This is a genomic window from Clostridium sp. FP1 (assembly GCF_011065975.2).
In the GTDB taxonomy this organism is placed as follows: Bacteria; Bacillota; Clostridia; order Clostridiales; family Clostridiaceae; genus Clostridium_AD; species Clostridium_AD tagluense.
On sequence record NZ_JAAMNJ020000001.1, the window covers coordinates 3,071,206 to 3,087,752 of the forward strand.

Genomic DNA, 16,547 nt, shown 5'->3' on the forward strand with positions numbered 1-16,547 from the left:
TGTTTTATTCCTTAGACATTAATTTCCTTATTTCTTCCATAAACGTATTAATATCTTTGAATTGCCTATAAACTGAAGCAAATCTCACATAAGAAACCTCATCTACATTCTTTAGTATATTCATAATGATTTCTCCGATATAGTCAGATTTTACTTCTGTAAGCATTTCATTATTTAACTGTTTTTCTACCTCATCACAAATGGCTTCAATTTGCATTCTTGATACTGGTCTTTTTTGACAGGCCTTCATAAGTCCATTTATTATTTTTGTTCTGTCAAAATATTCTCTATTAAAATCCTTTTTTATTACTAAAATTGGTATATCATCTACTTTTTCATAAGTAGTATATCGTTTAAAACAAGTCAGACACTCGCGTCTTCTTCTAGTTGCAATATTATCCTCTGTTGATCTAGAATCAACTACTTTACTTTCTTCACAGCTGCAATATGGACACTTCAATGCTTTTCACGCCCTCTTTCTTGTATAGTTAGCAAATATAATAACATTATACACTTTTTCTTATAAATTAAAATACTTTAGGCACATAAAAATAAATAACAAGTAGGATAACTTGTTATTTATTTTTATGTGCTACCTTATTAAATTTCTATTATGTGTTATTCATTTTCTATATTTACATCACTACCATCTACAAGAATAACGTCCACACCAATTTTTTTTACCTTTTCCCAAGGTATCTCAATGCTATTATTTTTATTAAACCAAGATGATTTTTGAGTTGGAAGTATGATTGAAATAATTCGATATTCTTCACAATCAACTTTTAAATCTTTGATGTATCCCATTTTCGACCCTGAATTTAAATCTATAATTTCCATTTGTCTTAAGTTATTTATAGCAAACATTAAGCTGTCCAATTTATTACCCCCCATAAGTTTTTGAAAACCGCTAGTCACGTGCACTAGTCTATTTTTAAAAATGCATAACACTTTATATTATTTATATTCATTAGTCATTAAAAATATCATTTTTAATGACAAAAAATTAATTTCTTAAAATAAAACATAGAACCATAAGAAGTTTCAAGCATAAATTAAAATGATATTACAAAAAAAAGATCCCATAAAGGGACCTTATACCATTTTATTAATTTCTTTTTTTAATCTTTTTATAATTCTTTTTTCAAGTCTTGAGATATAAGATTGTGATATTCCAAGAATATCCGCAACTTCTTTTTGTGTTTTTTCTGTAGTTCCATTTAAGCCAAATCTTAGTTGCACAATTTCTTTTTCTCTTGAATTTAAACGTTGCATAGCAAGCCAAAGCAATTGTTTATCTACATCATCTTCAATAATATTGTAAACCACATCGTTGTCAGTGCCAAGAATATCAGAAAGTAACAATTCATTACCGTCCCAATCAACATTTAGAGGTTCATAAAAAGAAATTTCTGTTTTTATTTTACTATTTCTTCTGAGATACATTAAAATTTCATTTTCAATACATCTTGAAGCATATGTAGCTAATTTGATTTTCTTTTCAGGGTCAAAGGTATTAACTGCTTTTATAAGCCCTATGGTTCCAACAGAAATTAAGTCTTCAACATTTACACCTGTATTTTCAAACTTCCTTGCTATATATACTACTAGCCTTAAATTTCTTTCGATTAAGGTGGCTCTCACTTTTTTGTCACCTGTATCTAATCTAACCACTAATTCGTCCTCTTCATCCTTAGTCAAAGGAGGTGGTAGTGCATCATTCCCCCCTATATAAAACAAATTTTTTGAAAATACTTTGAATTTAACAATCAACTTGTTTAACACTACTTTAAAATTGAACATAATATCCTCCTTATATCTATTATTTCATATAATAATTTTGAACTTTTAATTAAGTATTCCCCTTGACATAAGCGCATTGTAGTAGTTGTCTTTGCTCAATTTATCCTCACAAAAGGCTATAATTACATCTTTTGTTTCAATGGTTTTTTTATCAATATGAATATTAATATACTCTGGTTTAAAACCTACAAGGCTTCCCCTAGTTCCATTTAGTACAGTATAGGGAATGTAATAGGTATTGTTTTTTTCAAGTATTACATCATTTAACATATTACGTTCAACAATTAATACTGGCAAATTAGTAGCAGGCTCACGAAGCTCATTTCCTGTATCTAAAAATGCTACAATAGTTTTTTTATGACTTTTACTAATTATATCAACAGTGTATATAAGAGTTAATATTTTTTTTCTATCCCCTATAAAAATTACGATCCTATATATCAACATATAAATTATCATTACTGAAAGAAGTAATTTTTCATAAGGAAAATTTATTATAATTATATTAAATGACATTTCCTTACTATTGCTTATTTGAATAAATAAACACATCCCAGCTAAAAGAATTGAATATAATATAAATATTATACAAGCCTTAATTATGAATAAAATATTTTTTTCTCTAAAAACAATTAAAATCATTCCTATAACTATTAATATTTTAAAAGGTATATATGACAAGTATTTAAGCTTTGGGTACACAACTGTTAAAACATATAGGCTACCCACAAAACTTGATAGGCACATCCACATAAGATTCACTCTTTTTCTTAATGTTTGAACAGTAACATGCAATATGAATAGATTAACTATAAAATTTACTAATATAAGAACATCTACATATACTATCACTCGCCCTTCCTCCTTTAAAAACATTATATAACTTATGCGATTAAAATTTTGTCATTTTTTACCACAAATATAATTTTTATTCTTCTATAAAATGCCACTAATTCCCATATTTTTTTTAAATATACAGGTAATAAAAAAATACCTATGCACTACAAATTATATTGTAAGTGCATAGGTACCTATAAGTAACTAAAATTGTTTATTTACTTTGTCTTCGTAAAAAAGCTGGAATTTCCAAATCAGAAGTCTCATAATCTTTAGTATATGCAGCTTCTTCGATAGGTTTAACAAATTCTTTTTCTTTTTCTTTTTCTTTGGTCTTTGGTACAGTTTTATTTTTTAATATTTTTTCATTTTCAAAGCCAGTTGCTATAACTGTTATTCTTATTTCATCTTTTAAATTTTCATCTATAACTGCACCAAATATGATATTGGCATCTGGATCTGCAGCTCCTTGAACAATTTCCGCGGCTTCATTTATTTCAAGAAGTCCTAGATCTGTTCCACCAGTAATATTTAAAAGTACACCAGTAGCACCAACTATAGAAGTTTCGAGTAGTGGGCTTGAAATAGCTTGCTTTGCTGCTTCTTGGGATCTGTTATCACCTGAGGCTCTACCAACACCCATATGCGCAAGACCTTTTGCAAGCATAATTGTTCTTACATCTGCAAAGTCTAGATTTACAAGACCAGGTATTGTAATTAAATCAGATATACCTTGTATACCCTGTCTTAAAACATCATCTGCCATTTTAAAGGAGTCCATCAATGTAGTTTTCTTATCTACCATGGTTAATAATCTTTCATTTGGAATTGTAACCAAAGTATCTACCGTTTCTTTTAGAGTTTTTATTCCTATTTCGGCATTAATCATTCTTTTTCTGCCTTCAAAAGGGAATGGTTTTGTTACAACTCCTACAGTTAGTATTCCCATAGATTTAGCAATTTCAGCAACTACAGGTGCAGCGCCAGTACCTGTACCGCCTCCCATACCTGCAGTAATAAATACCATATCTGCTCCTTTTATAGCTTGTGATATTTCATCTCTGCTTTCTTCGGCTGCTTTCATACCAATCTCTGGATTGGCCCCTGCTCCTAGCCCTTTAGTGAGTTTATCACCTATTTGAATTTTTTGTACCGCATGAGAAAGAATTAAAGCTTGTTTATCTGTATTTATAGCTATAAACTCTACGTTTTTAAGTCCCTCCATAATCATCCTGTTTATAGCGTTATTTCCTCCGCCACCACACCCAATTACCTTAATCTGAGCAAATTCTTGAACATCAACATCAAAATCTAGCACGACACTACCTCCTTATTAGAAAAAGTCTGCAAAAAACCCTTTGATTTTTGCTACAAATTGGTTTTTTTCACCTTTACTTTGTTTTTTTGACCATTTACCATCATCTATTTCTTCAGAAAAACTATTACTAGTTTTAAGATTATTAGCAGCTTGTACAACTATTCCAACTGCTGTAACGTACAGTGGACTAGCAGCGCCCACATAATCTGGAGAACCTATTCTCACTGACTTATTGAATATCTCTTTGCTTAGCTCAGTGGTGCCTCTAAATAAAGAGATACCTCCACCAACTATAACTACACCAGAAATCTCTTTATAAAATCCACTATTTAATAAGTTGCTTTTAATTAAATTTAATAACTCTTCTGCTCTAGCCTCAATTATATCAACTAATAAATTATTATCAATATCAGTGAAATTATCATAAGAATCTTTAATCCTAATTTTCTCTACATCGGTTTCTTTGCCTTTGACTAAACTTCCATATTTAAGCTTTAATCTTTCAGCTTCGCTAAATGGAACTTTAAGACAAACAGAAATATCATTAGTTATGCTATTTCCACCTAATTGAAGAATAGAAGTATATTTTATTTTTGAACCCTTGTATATTGAGATATCAATAGTCTCTGCTCCAACATCTACAATTGCTATTCCCATATCCTTTTCTTCTCTTCGAAGCACTGCCTCCGAAATAGCTGATGGTTGAAGTACTATGCCATTAACTTTAATTCCAGCATATTTTACACTTTTTAACAAATTACTAACTACGGTGGATTGTGCCATGACTACTTGTGCTTCAACTTCTAGTCTTACTCCACTCATTCCTCTAGGGTCTTTGATATTGTCATATCCATCAACAATATATTGTTCAGGTTCAACGCCTACTATTTCTTTGTCGGATGGAACTGAGATAAGTTTAGCTGCTTCAATTACCCTGTCCACATCAGATTGTTTAATTTCTCTGTCTTCAGAAGATATTGCAATCATTCCAGTATTTCTTACTAATTTGCAAATTCCACCAGGTAGTGATATATATACCTCACTTATTTGTATATCTGTCATACGCTCTAATTGTGTGATACATTGCTTTATAGATTCAGCTGTACTATCAATATCTATTACAACTGATTTATTTAAACCACTACATACCACTGATGTAATGCCTATAATCTGAAGTTTTCCATTGCTAGCAATCTTACCAACTGCTCCGCATATTTTCGTTGATCCTAAGTCTATTCCCACTATATGTTCATTCATTAAGTTTATCCCCCCTTATAAGAGAAACCTCATTTTATATATTCAACAAAAAAATAAATTTTCCTCTTATTTAAATGAGTTTTTTATAATATTTATTAGAAATTTAAATACAATTAAAGCTGCATACATTTTATTCTATATTAGTAGGTATATATAAACTTAATTTAGAATTCGTAAACTACATTATAATAATCATAATAATATTAAAAAGTTAATTTTCTTCTAGGTTTAGTATAATAGCAATATATAAAAAAAGCAATATTATATTAATTGGGTAACTTTACCTAATCAATATATGATTAAAACTTAACTTTAAAGTAAAAATAGAGCTAAAAGCAATAATTCATCTATGCTTTTAGCTCAGTTTAATTATTTGCTAAAGTGATAGCATTCTTAACATCATTTCATTGTCAACGGAGTATGTCATTGCCTCATCTTTTGATATAATACCTTTTTTATATAAATCTGCAATGGACATGTCCATAGTTTTCATACCATATTTTCCACCAGTTTGAACGCAAGACTGCAATTGATGCGTTTTACCTTCCCTTATAAGGTTTTGAATTGCTGGAGTTGATATCATTATCTCAAGGGCCGCTACCCTTCCTTTTTCATTAACTTTAGGTATTAACTGTTGAGAAACTATTCCTTGCATTACTGCTGCTAATTGGACTTTAATTTGTTGCTGCTGATGTGGAGGAAATACATCCACTACTCTATCTACTGTTTTTGCCGCACCTATAGTATGTAGCGTAGAGAAAACCAAATGACCAGTTTCAGCCGCAGTAATAGCAATAGAAATTGTTTCAAGATCCCTCATTTCGCCTACTAATATAACATCTGGATCTTCTCTAAGGATAGCTTTTAAAGCATTTCTATAATTTTTACTGTCTTTCCCAATTTCTCTTTGATTAATGATGGATTTATTATGTTTATGCAAATATTCAATAGGATCCTCCAGGGTAATAATATTACATGCTCTAGTAGAGTTAATTTCATTAACCATAGCAGCTAGTGTAGTACTTTTACCACTGCCTGTCGGTCCAGTTACTAAAACTAGTCCTCTTTGCTTTGTGGTAAGTGCGCGAACAACCTCCGGAAAATCAAGTTGTTTGAGCGTAGGTATTTTTAGGGAAACAACTCTAATTGCTATAGTATCGCTTCCCCTTTGTTTATAAACATTAACTCTAAATCTTCCAATACCTCCAATAGAGTAAGAAGTATCAATTTCTCCATTTTCATAGTATTCTTTATAAGAATCTTGTAAAATTTCTCTAGAGTATTTTTCAGTATCCCCTGGAGTTAATTTATCTTTCCCTACTTGTATTAGATGCCCATTAACTCTAATAATTGGTACGGAACCAACTGTTAAGTGCAAATCTGATGCATTTTCTTCTGTAGTTTTCTCTAGCAATTCACTAAGTGATATCATTGTTTGTCCTCCTGTTATTTTAATGAAGCTTTCCAAATATCTATGGCAAAATGGGCTTGGAATTTTAGCATATTCTTGCCATTTATAATCTTAGCTCCCTTTTCCTTACCTTGCTTTAAAAACAATGTTTTCTCAGGTATATAATTTAAATCGTATAATATATTTTTTTCTGAAGCGTTTTCCAGTTTTAATGTAAATTCCTTAAGATGATCTATTCCACCTAAGGGTGTACAATTTACAATTATATTGTAGTTACTACAATCTATAATTGAATTAAATTCTACAAACTTATCCATTTTAGAAAATTGGTTAAGAATCTTATGTTTGTCTCTTCCTGTAATATCTATAGATTCTATTCCTAAATCTTTAAGTGCAAAAAATATACTCTTTGCCGCACCTCCATTTCCAATAATCAGTGCCTTGCCATTTAGAGAGTTAATCCCCTCTACTTTTAGGCTTTTAATGAAACCTAGATAATCTGTATTGTAGCCAATAAGTTTATTATTTTTTAATACAACTGTATTGACTGCGCCTATATTATTTGCGGGATACGTAACCTTGTCTAGAAAACTTATAATATGCTCTTTATAAGGTATAGTTACATTAAAACCAACTATATTATTTTTTTCTAAATTTTCAATAAAACAACTTATTTCATTCTTTTGTAAATCATATAAGTTGTAATTAAAATCAAGTCCATTTAGTCTGTAATATTCATTGTGAACTTCCGGTGATCTTGAGTATTGTATATTATTTCCAATTAATCCAGTATACTTCACTTTATCATCTCCAAGTTATAATATGGAAGACTTATTAATATTCGACGAAATTATAAAATTCTCCTTTTTTTATTTTTTCTATTCTCTATAACTATTTATTAGAGCAATTAAGTTTTGATTTATTAGTATTATTTAATTCTTTATAAAGCTTCTTTAATGCTCTCTTTTCAATTCTAGATACATAAGACCTAGAAATTCCTAGAATTAATGCAATTTCTCTTTGGGTTCGAGGGTTACCATCAAGTAATCCATAACGCATTTGGATTATTATTTTTTCTCTATCCATCAAAGCTAAGTTTATCTTACTATAAAGCTTTTTAATTTGTATTTTATTTTCTACTATCTCAATAATAGAATCTTCATCACTGCTTAATATATCCATAAGCGATATTTCATTACCTACAATATGTTAGACATTAATATAAATATTTAACCTTCCATTATATATACACCTGTTGCTTAATACCGTCAATAGGTGTATTTATTTTCTCACTCAATTTAATTACTAAATATAACAATTCCTTTTGCCTTTTTATTATTTCCTCATTTGACATCAGTTTTGTCCCCCTCTGTTTTGTCTATTTAATTTTCCATATGTATCCTTAATAACTTAATAATAACACCATGCTTCTCTAAAGTAAAGAACGTATGTTCCTATTTATATTTGTGCTTTTCAATAATTGGCATTTTTTTATTAATACTTTATTGTCTAATCTTAAATGTCTGCTAAACGAGCCACTTTTAAATTAATCCAATTCCCCAGTGATATACTAGCTATATTTATCAAATTGGAGGGATTGTTGTGCAGTTTAATAATAGGTTAAGAGCTCTAAGGCAAGACAGTGATTTAACACAGGATGAATTATCAAAAGCATTACATATAGATAGAAAAACCTTATCAAATTATGAAACTGCTTATAGAACTCCTAATATCTATCTAGTCATTAAAATGGCTGATTACTTTAACATATCTACAGACTACCTCTTAGGTAGGACAAACATACAAACTCCATATCCTAAAAAGCATAAATAAATTTGACGCTTCAGCACCCCATAATTTCCTTTAATGTCTTGTTAAAATCTTAGCAATTAATCACTGTTTTTAGTGTATCACAAAAAGCCATGACCGGTAGGCATACTTTCGACAATTTACCATTATTTTCCGATGTATTTCTACAATATTATATGCTATTCTTTAATAAAAAACATTTATCGACCATATTCGATTGTGAATATACGGTTGTATATAGGAGTGTATAGAATGTGCATAGGATAGAATATTGGAGAAATAAGCTTGTTATATCACAGTCGGAACTTGCAAGAAGAGCGGGAATATCTCAAAGTTATATAAGCAAATTAGAGAAGGGTACAAAAATTCCATCGCTTCCTATGCTTTATAGAATTGCAACAGCCATGTAAGCCTGCCCAAAAGATCTATTGTCTTGTGTTTTAAATTGCCCCAATTGTAAATCTAATTGTAAAAAATGCAACACTAAAAACCTCAAAATAAAAAAGGCACTGGATCGTGGATGAACTCCATTGACTAGTGTCTTTTTATTATAACTCGTATAGAAAATTCACATTAAAGCTATTGTTTCTTTTATTCTTATTGTTTCATTTTTCATCTTGTTTATATCCCATAGGTTCGCTATGCTTAAATATTTAAGAACATTTTCAAAGCTAGTTACCTTGTATCCTTTATTTCTAAAATATTTAACCCTTGAAGCTAATCTTGCATTGCATCCAAATATGATAACAAATTTAGTATTTTTAGATTGGGTTTTATAATATCTTCCTCCATGTTCTTTGCAAATATCAGAGATATAATTTTCAATATTTTTAAAATCTTTTATACTTCCACCACAATTTATATTGCCTAAATCAGTATCACCTTTATCAACAATACAGCACCTATAAATATCATCATCTATTTTGTCATATTCAAATTCTTCACTATATGTGGCTTTTATCCTTATTTTATTGTTTTGTTTTTCTAGTTGGTACTTTTTTTCTCTATCTTTCATTATGTATAAAATAGCATTATAATCACAAGGTGTTATCCAAAATGCAAAATTTCGCGTATATATTTTTCTATATAAATCATCTTCACTTCTTCCTGCTTCATCTATAGATAAAGCATTAAAATACATACTATCACCATTTATTATAATTTGATTACTGTCTAAAGGAAATATTATCTTTGCATTTTTTAATTTTTCATCATAGTCTATATTCAAATAATCTATTGTAAATACAATATTATATTTTAGATTGATTTTATTTTTGGCAATATACTTGTTAAATATTTTATTAAATAGTCCCATGGTTTACCCCTCCCTATACTTTTAATATCTCAATTATAATACAATTTGCCACATTTGTAAAAATATAATATTTTTTATAGTTCCAGTGGATAAAACTTGTAAAATAGTCTATAATTTAAATATCCTTTTATTTTAATAACTAAAAATACTGCACTGGGTTACCCCCCTAAATGCAGTATTTTTTTAGTTTTATCAATAATTTAAGATCTAAATTTTAAATAATATCCACTTGCAGGTACTCAACTCATATTTTATCTCATATAGTTTTTCAGTTCCGCTAATTACACTCTGGCACTTATACACTAGCATATTATTACCTGCAAGTTTTTCTCTATCTACACAAATTATCTTATCTATTTTTATGACTTGCATAGGCTCATCATCTATTTGCATTCTAAACCTTATAGGCTGTATAGTACCTTTGCTATCTGTATAAGAAACCATTTCTATAGGTAAAGCTAAAACCTTCATCACCTTCAACTCCTTCTATAACATTGCACTCATCAATGGATAATCGTCTTCTCCTATCCCTCCACACATAGCACTTAGACCAGAATGAAGAAAACAAGACCTACTTATAGCTTTATCGCCATACTTTAGCCTTATTCCATCCACCGCTTTATTAAGTCTACTATCTTTATCATAATCAAATGTATCAAGTAAGCAGGATTGATAAAAATCGTTACCACAAAAATCTGTTATGTGAATCCCTAAATGTCTTATGGGGTTACCCTTCCATACATTATCAAATAGGTAACATGCTACTTCATATATTCTTCTAGTTGAATCAGTAGCTACTTCCAATTTCTTTTGACGTGAATAATTAATTAAGTCACTTCCTCTTACACTTATTGAAACTACACTACAGCAGTTCTGTGAATCTCTTAAACGCATAGATACTGTTTCACACAAGGACAACAATACTTTATGAGCTGTATCACTATCTTCAACGTCAAAAGCTATTGTTGTAGAATTGCCTATGCCCTTCATTTGAATATAATTGCTCTTTCTGACCTCTGAAATATCTATACCATTAGCGTAATTCCAAATTACTTGCCCATGACTTTTTAATTTATACTTTAAAACTTCCACATCATAATTTGCTAAATCACCAATAGTATTGATATTTAAACTATGAAGTTTTGGAGCTGTAGCCCTACCTACCATAAACAAATCTTCAACAGCTAGTGGCCACATCTTTTCTTTTATTTCATGAGGGAATAAAGTATGAATCATATCTGGCTTCTTAAAATCAGAAGCCACTTTCGCCAGCAGCTTATTATTTGATATTCCTATGTTTACTGTAAACCCAAGCTCTTTTTTTATTCTTTCACTTAAAGTTTCAGCGAGTTCCATATAGTCTGGATATAAATGCTCCATGTTAGAAAAGTCTAGAAAGCTTTCATCAACCGAAAATCGTTGAATTTGTGGAGTGTATTCCTGAAATATTTTATTCATAGCTGAACTGCATTGCATATACAGCCAATATCTTGGGGGAACTATTACTAGCTCTGGACACTTCTGTCGTGCAGTATAAAGAGTTTCACCTGTCTGTATGTTATATTTCTTTGCAGGAATTGATTTAGTTAAAACAATACCATGTCTGCTTTCTTCATTTCCACCCACTACACTAGGAACTTCTCTTAAGTCTATTTTCTCTCCCTGTTGCAATCTATAAGCTGCTTCCCAAGAAAGGTAAGCACTATTTGCATCTATGTGAAATATAAGTCTGCTCATAAATATTTTCCTTTCTGCCAAGCGTTATATTTTAATATCAGAACATCAGTTCGTAACTATTATATCCTACTTTCATGTATTTTAGAAGTAATTTAATTTTCCAAATTAAGACATAATTTTAGTCATTTTATAGAAATAGCAAAATTGAAATGATTAATAGTAAATAAATTAAGTTTTGGTTATACTAATAAAAAAGTAAGAGAGGTGTTAATAATGGCGGTAGCTCATAAAACAGTTATTTCCTTTGGCCTTGTTGCTATTCCGATATCTATGTATACTGCTACTCAAGATAATGATATACACTTTAACCAGCTCCACAAAGAAGATAATTCAAGGATAAAATATAAGAAGACTTGCGCTCACTGTGGGAAAGAGATTGTTACAAAAGATATTATCAAAGGATATGAATATGATAAAGAGCATTACGTGGTTGTAACAGATGACGATTTAGATAAAATTAAAACTGAGAAAGAAAAATCAATACAGATAATGCACTTTGCACAGCTTAATCAAATATCACCAATTTATTATGATAAAACATATCAAGCTACTCCTCTAGCTGGTGGGGACAAAGCTTTTGAATTACTACGCGCTGCGCTTATGAGTGAGCAGAAAATTGCAATAGGTAAGACGGTAATGGGAACAAAAGAAACTTTACTTGCTATAATTCCTCGTGAGGACGGAATATTAATTTCTACAATGTATTATGAGGACGAAATTAAAGACCTTGCTAAATCCTACAATAAGCCAGAATTAGTAGAGGCTGAGGTCACGATGGCAAAGGCATTAATTAACTCAATGATAACTCCTTTCGAGCCTGCTAAATATAAAGATGAGTATCAAATGAAGTTACGAGACTTGCTTGAAACAAAAATTGCTGGCAAGGAAATTGTTGCCGCTAAATCTGAATCTCCAGGTAATGTAATTAATCTTATGGATGCACTTAAGGCTAGTATTGAGCAAAATAAAGTTAAAGAAATTCCAACACCTAAGCCAACACGTAAAAAAACTTCTAAAGGTGCATAATGGATTTCTTTGAGAGCAAAGGGATAAAACCTATGTTGATAGGTGAGGCTCAAGAGGCTTTTGACAGTTTGGATTATATTTACGAGTTAAAGCTCGATGGTCATCGCTGTATAGCTTATCTTGATAAAGATTTCTCAGATTTACGAAATAAGCGAGATATTAAAATGCTTCCAAAATTCCCAGAACTTTTAAATATAAACAAACAAGTCAAGTATCGTTGTATTTTAGATGGTGAGTTGATTGTTATCAAGGATGGCAAGCCAGACTTCCCTGAGATTCAGAGGCGCTCCCTATTGTCAAATACCTTTAAAATCCAACTTGCATCATCTAGATTACCAGCCAGTTTTACCGCATTTGATATCCTTTATTACAAGGATCACTCGGTTATAGATTTGCCTTTAATGAAACGCAAAAAGTTGCTAGAAAAAGTTATTATAGAAAATGAACGAATTGCTATTTCTAGATATATAGAAGAACATGGAATTGAATTTTATCAGCTTGCTAAGCAAAATGAACTTGAAGGAATAGTCGCTAAGAGAAAATATAGCAAATATTATTTCGACAAGAAAACAAAAGACTGGATTAAAATTAAATATTTACTGGATGATGACTTTGTAGTGTGTGGATATATCTTTAAAGAGAACGGTGCAATCAGCATTGTTCTTGGTCAATATTTAGGCAAAGAACTGGTATGTAAGGGTCATGTTACGCTGGGAATATCAACGGAGGATTTTAAATCAATAGAATCGATGCCTAGAATAAATGCTCACCCTTTTTATGAATTGCCTTCTGGAAACGATAATGCTATATGGATAAAACCTGGCCTTGTATGTATTGTAAAATATATGACAAAAACAGCAAATGGTTCGTTACGACAACCTGTGTTTAAAGGTCTGAGGGTAGATAAAGACCCCAAAGATTGTATCGTAGTATAACTCCATTCAATTAGTAGGGAGAGATAATTATGTATAATGAAAGACAAATTAAATACAAAAATAACAACATTACTCTAATTGAAGACGATGCTGATATAGCAAAATTTGATATTACGACCTCTAAAGGGCATATGTTTAGAGATAAGGTTTTAATGATTGCAGATGATCAACATGGAGAGGATTTAACTTTAGTAGTTTCAAATCTTACTGATATAGAAAAAGAAAATCTATTTGATGCACTAGATACAGGGTTACATGACAATACTAATACCAGTGCATATATGACTGATAGAATTATGTATTTAGAAGGGCAGATAGATAATTTAACTGAATCACTTGAGTGTGATACTGAAGCCGAAATTGCATTTGATGGTGAGTATGATTTTTACGAAAGAAAACTCTAAAATCGTATTATAAATATAAATTATCAACCTCATACACAAGAAAAAAATAAGGCATATAGATTACAAATTAATGTAACTTATATGCCTTATTTTTATAGCAATACTTGGGCTGCCACTGTAGCTAGAATAAATATAACTGCTACAGATACTACTAAGTTTAATTCTATAAAGCTTCTTTTAGATTTTTGCAATGCAATTACCCCTTTTATTTTTTTCTAAATTATTGCCATGATACAATTATTTATACACAAAATTAAAAAGTTCCAAATTCACTAAAAGAAGTGAATAAAATTTGTAAAATAGCCCATAACTTAAATACCAATCCTTTTATTTTAATAACTAAAAATACTGCACTGGGTTCCCCCTAAGTGCAGTATTTTTATTTTTATTGATAACCTAAGGTTTAAATGTTTAATTTTATATAAAATAAAAAAGCCCCAAGGCATACCTCAGAGCTTCTAACTATTATTAGAAATTATAAATACTACTTCACTTCATTTCTACAAGCTAATATTGCAGTACAATCACCACATTAAAAACAAACCTAAATCTAGCGATTAAACCTCTTGTTCTAAACCATTCTATATCAGAAGTATGTTAATTAAAAAGACCATCAAAAAAAGTCTTTAAAGGTTTTATATACGGTGCTAAGTCATTCCATTTACTCAATGTAAACATAAGTAAATGTTTAGTCGCTTCATATCCTTTATATAGTTTTCCAACCTTATCAGCGCTATTTACAGTTTGATTAAATACCGTTGTCATCGATGAATGTGGTTTATTTACTTCTTCATTTCCAACTAATTCATCAATTTCATCAAATTTGTCTAAAAGTTGTTTATCCCCTGAAGCCGCTAATGCTGAAGTCAACTGACCTAAATTTTCATCTAATTCATTTATATTCAAATATTGTTTTCTTGGAACATGAATATTTTGTTGCATAAAATAGTTTCTAACTATACCTTCAATATTCAAAGCATCTATAGCAGCTTCACTTTCAGATAAAATATTGATATTTAGATTACTACAATTTAATTTTTTTTTTACACATTCTCTATATTCATCATTTATATAATATAGGGGGAAAATATTTTCAAGTGTAATTTCAATATCTTCATTACAACTTCTACAATAAAGTGTATTACCTAAATATTTACCATAATCATCTACTATTTCTATAATGTCTGAATCCTCATCACATCTTATTTCATATTTTAGCTTAATGGAATCACCTAGCACTAAATAATTTAGTCTAGGAACAACCTTATCTAGAGAAAGTTCTAATACCTTAGAAATATACCATGGATAAAAACTCTTTATTATACTTTTTGAAGCTATTTGTTCTACAACATTGTCTATCTCAAAAGTACTCATACATAAAAGCCTCCTCTCAAAAACTGTTTATAGTATTTTTTCTCTTATATAATTTATAACATCTTCTGTAACAGAAGATGTAAAAGAAATACTATTAGTTGTTATTCCTATTTGTATAGTGTGGGTTAGTCCATCTTCTGGTGTAGAGAAAGTAATAAATCCTTTATGATTAGTAATATAGGATTTCAAAACAGCATACAAAGATTGAAATGACAAATCTTCTTCTGCATCCGGCCTTACTGTCATACCTATTTTTGACATCCCTGCAAGGAATAATTGTGTGAAAGGTACTCCATCAGAATCTATATTTAATGTACTCAATTGATCGCTTAACGCTAACATGTCCTTATTAATGAAGTATTCATCTAGTGCCATCAAAACATTTGCAAGTGCCTCGCTATCATTTTTTGTAAGCGCTATGTTTTCATCTGGAACCGATGTTGTATCAATGAATTTACCATTGAAGAGCGAGTCCCTAAGCTCCTCAATGGAATTATGGTATTTATTTAATATTCTAGCTCCGTCATACATCTCTATACCTAGTTTTTCACAAACAATGTCTGCTATTTTTTTTGCATCCTTACTATTTGATCTTACTTCAATAAAGTTTCTTCCTATATCAATTATTATAACTATATTATTGACTGTTGTAAATTTTTTTATGCTGCGCCCATCATTTACTGTTTTTGTTCCTGCTGGAACATAAACTCTCATCAAATATCTTTCTTCATCAGTCTTGATGCATGTATACCTTCTAACTGTTCGCAAATTATTTGTATCGATCTCTAAGATATCATCATAGCAATTTTCCTCTGATTGCAATTTATTTATAATTTTCTGTTTTTCAACTTCATCTTTAATTTTAAATTTAAACCATTTTATAGATGTCCTACCCGCTAACACTCTGTTAAGTATTAATTTCTCTGTTACATTGTTACTAAACAAGATATTTCTAATTTGATAATAATAATCTTGTTTAACTATGTCTTCTGTTAATATAATATCACATTCTTTTCCTATCTTGTCTAATTCATTCTTGGTTAAATTAAAAAAATCAGAGTATGTTAATATGTCTTTTGTATTCATATTTCTCCCCCATCCATAAAGTAAGCTCCTATACTTTCAAGAAAATCATTAAATAATACAATTATATTGCTACCTAATAATAACTATTTTTACTTTCCTTTAAAATTTTACATCATATAGTCAAATTAATCAAATCTCATAAATAGCTTTTTTACTCAATAATTGTGTATTTATCTATATTTTGTTTTATAATACTAATAATACATTAAAAATAAAAAATTAAGCCTGAAGCTAG

General features: G+C 29.8%; 18 protein-coding genes and 1 pseudogene. 5 read left to right on the plus strand and 14 right to left on the minus strand.

Annotated features, from left to right (window positions below; genetic code table 11):
* Positions 1–4 precede the first annotated feature (4 nt).
* The 9 genes and pseudogenes from nrdR to G9F70_RS14980 form a co-directional block, all read right to left on the minus strand.
* Positions 5–460, minus strand: coding sequence for a transcriptional regulator NrdR (gene nrdR / locus G9F70_RS14940; protein WP_125005592.1), 456 nt, complete (start codon positions 458–460; stop codon positions 5–7).
* 158 nt (positions 461–618) lie between these two features.
* Complete coding sequence (locus tag G9F70_RS14945; protein WP_164943734.1) at positions 619–894, minus strand: YlmC/YmxH family sporulation protein; 276 nt, start codon at positions 892–894, stop codon at positions 619–621.
* Positions 895–1,095: 201 nt separating this feature from the next.
* Positions 1,096–1,803, minus strand: coding sequence for an RNA polymerase sporulation sigma factor SigE (sigE, locus tag G9F70_RS14950; RefSeq protein ID WP_125005588.1), 708 nt, complete (start codon positions 1,801–1,803; stop codon positions 1,096–1,098).
* A gap of 45 nt (positions 1,804–1,848) precedes the next feature.
* Positions 1,849–2,655, minus strand: a complete 807-nt coding sequence (spoIIGA, locus tag G9F70_RS14955; RefSeq protein WP_164943735.1) for a sigma-E processing peptidase SpoIIGA — start codon at positions 2,653–2,655, stop codon at positions 1,849–1,851.
* 199 nt (positions 2,656–2,854) lie between these two features.
* Positions 2,855–3,958 (minus strand): cell division protein FtsZ, encoded by a 1,104-nt coding sequence (ftsZ, locus tag G9F70_RS14960; protein WP_125005584.1) that lies wholly within the window; start codon positions 3,956–3,958, stop codon positions 2,855–2,857.
* A gap of 15 nt (positions 3,959–3,973) precedes the next feature.
* A complete protein-coding gene (gene ftsA / locus G9F70_RS14965) occupies positions 3,974–5,215 on the minus strand; it encodes a cell division protein FtsA (protein ID WP_164943736.1) in 1,242 nt (413 codons plus the stop codon).
* A gap of 376 nt (positions 5,216–5,591) precedes the next feature.
* On the minus strand, positions 5,592–6,647 hold the full coding sequence (locus G9F70_RS14970; RefSeq protein ID WP_164943737.1) for a type IV pilus twitching motility protein PilT: 1,056 nt from the start codon (positions 6,645–6,647) through the stop codon (positions 5,592–5,594).
* 14 nt (positions 6,648–6,661) lie between these two features.
* Positions 6,662–7,426, minus strand: a complete 765-nt coding sequence (gene aroE, locus G9F70_RS14975; RefSeq protein WP_164943738.1) for a shikimate dehydrogenase — start codon at positions 7,424–7,426, stop codon at positions 6,662–6,664.
* Positions 7,427–7,517: 91 nt separating this feature from the next.
* Positions 7,518–7,826, minus strand: a pseudogene (locus tag G9F70_RS14980) (sigma-70 family RNA polymerase sigma factor); the annotation flags it as partial.
* A gap of 402 nt (positions 7,827–8,228) precedes the next feature.
* Between G9F70_RS14980 and G9F70_RS14985 the strand changes: the two are divergent.
* The gene (locus G9F70_RS14985; RefSeq protein WP_164943739.1) at positions 8,229–8,459 is read left to right on the plus strand and encodes a helix-turn-helix domain-containing protein; all 231 of its coding nucleotides are present in this window, start codon (positions 8,229–8,231) and stop codon (positions 8,457–8,459) included.
* Positions 8,460–8,689: 230 nt separating this feature from the next.
* Complete coding sequence (locus tag G9F70_RS14990; protein WP_164943740.1) at positions 8,690–8,845, plus strand: helix-turn-helix domain-containing protein; 156 nt, start codon at positions 8,690–8,692, stop codon at positions 8,843–8,845.
* 158 nt (positions 8,846–9,003) lie between these two features.
* Here G9F70_RS14990 and G9F70_RS14995 read toward each other — a convergent pair whose 3' ends face one another.
* The 3 genes from G9F70_RS14995 to G9F70_RS15005 form a co-directional block, all read right to left on the minus strand.
* Positions 9,004–9,750, minus strand: coding sequence for a hypothetical protein (locus G9F70_RS14995; protein ID WP_164943741.1), 747 nt, complete (start codon positions 9,748–9,750; stop codon positions 9,004–9,006).
* 207 nt (positions 9,751–9,957) lie between these two features.
* Positions 9,958–10,221, minus strand: coding sequence for a hypothetical protein (locus G9F70_RS15000; protein WP_164945993.1), 264 nt, complete (start codon positions 10,219–10,221; stop codon positions 9,958–9,960).
* A gap of 15 nt (positions 10,222–10,236) precedes the next feature.
* Positions 10,237–11,487, minus strand: a complete 1,251-nt coding sequence (locus G9F70_RS15005) for a DNA polymerase thumb domain-containing protein (RefSeq protein WP_164943743.1) — start codon at positions 11,485–11,487, stop codon at positions 10,237–10,239.
* 213 nt (positions 11,488–11,700) lie between these two features.
* On the opposite strand from G9F70_RS15005, the gene G9F70_RS15010 reads away from it, so the two are divergent.
* The 3 genes from G9F70_RS15010 to G9F70_RS15020 are packed head-to-tail and all read left to right on the plus strand — an operon-like array spanning position 11,701 to position 13,852.
* Complete coding sequence (locus G9F70_RS15010; RefSeq protein ID WP_164943744.1) at positions 11,701–12,513, plus strand: Ku protein; 813 nt, start codon at positions 11,701–11,703, stop codon at positions 12,511–12,513.
* Positions 12,514–12,545: 32 nt separating this feature from the next.
* Entirely contained in the window at positions 12,546–13,448 is a 903-nt protein-coding gene (locus tag G9F70_RS15015) for an RNA ligase family protein (protein WP_318010999.1), read from the plus strand.
* A 29-nt stretch (positions 13,449–13,477) separates the two neighbouring features.
* Positions 13,478–13,852: a hypothetical protein gene (locus G9F70_RS15020; protein ID WP_164943746.1), complete on the plus strand. Its 375-nt coding sequence runs from the start codon at positions 13,478–13,480 to the stop codon at positions 13,850–13,852.
* 597 nt (positions 13,853–14,449) lie between these two features.
* Here G9F70_RS15020 and G9F70_RS15025 read toward each other — a convergent pair.
* Positions 14,450–15,226: a hypothetical protein gene (locus G9F70_RS15025; RefSeq protein WP_164943747.1), complete on the minus strand. Its 777-nt coding sequence runs from the start codon at positions 15,224–15,226 to the stop codon at positions 14,450–14,452.
* Positions 15,227–15,253: 27 nt separating this feature from the next.
* Positions 15,254–16,312 carry a hypothetical protein gene (locus G9F70_RS15030; RefSeq protein ID WP_164943748.1) on the minus strand — a complete coding sequence of 353 codons (1,059 nt, stop codon included), beginning with the start codon at positions 16,310–16,312 and terminating at the stop codon, positions 15,254–15,256.
* Positions 16,313–16,547: the final 235 nt, after the last annotated feature.

Excerpts from the sequence above, each read along its gene's own strand:
- G9F70_RS15020 (WP_164943746.1), top strand. The coding sequence starts at position 13,478 with ATGTATAATGAAAGACAAATTAAATACAAAAATAACAACATTACTCTA.
- G9F70_RS14970 (WP_164943737.1), bottom strand. The coding sequence starts at position 6,647 with ATGATATCACTTAGTGAATTGCTAGAGAAAACTACAGAAGAAAATGCA.
- sigE (WP_125005588.1), bottom strand. The coding sequence starts at position 1,803 with ATGTTCAATTTTAAAGTAGTGTTAAACAAGTTGATTGTTAAATTCAAA.
- G9F70_RS15000 (WP_164945993.1), bottom strand. The coding sequence starts at position 10,221 with ATGAAGGTTTTAGCTTTACCTATAGAAATGGTTTCTTATACAGATAGC.
- G9F70_RS14945 (WP_164943734.1), bottom strand. The coding sequence starts at position 894 with ATGGGGGGTAATAAATTGGACAGCTTAATGTTTGCTATAAATAACTTA.
- G9F70_RS15005 (WP_164943743.1), bottom strand. The coding sequence starts at position 11,487 with ATGAGCAGACTTATATTTCACATAGATGCAAATAGTGCTTACCTTTCT.
- ftsA (WP_164943736.1), bottom strand. The coding sequence starts at position 5,215 with ATGAATGAACATATAGTGGGAATAGACTTAGGATCAACGAAAATATGC.
- G9F70_RS15030 (WP_164943748.1), bottom strand. The coding sequence starts at position 16,312 with ATGAATACAAAAGACATATTAACATACTCTGATTTTTTTAATTTAACC.
- G9F70_RS14995 (WP_164943741.1), bottom strand. The coding sequence starts at position 9,750 with ATGGGACTATTTAATAAAATATTTAACAAGTATATTGCCAAAAATAAA.
- G9F70_RS15015 (WP_318010999.1), top strand. The coding sequence starts at position 12,546 with ATGTTGATAGGTGAGGCTCAAGAGGCTTTTGACAGTTTGGATTATATT.
- G9F70_RS15025 (WP_164943747.1), bottom strand. The coding sequence starts at position 15,226 with ATGAGTACTTTTGAGATAGACAATGTTGTAGAACAAATAGCTTCAAAA.
- G9F70_RS15010 (WP_164943744.1), top strand. The coding sequence starts at position 11,701 with ATGGCGGTAGCTCATAAAACAGTTATTTCCTTTGGCCTTGTTGCTATT.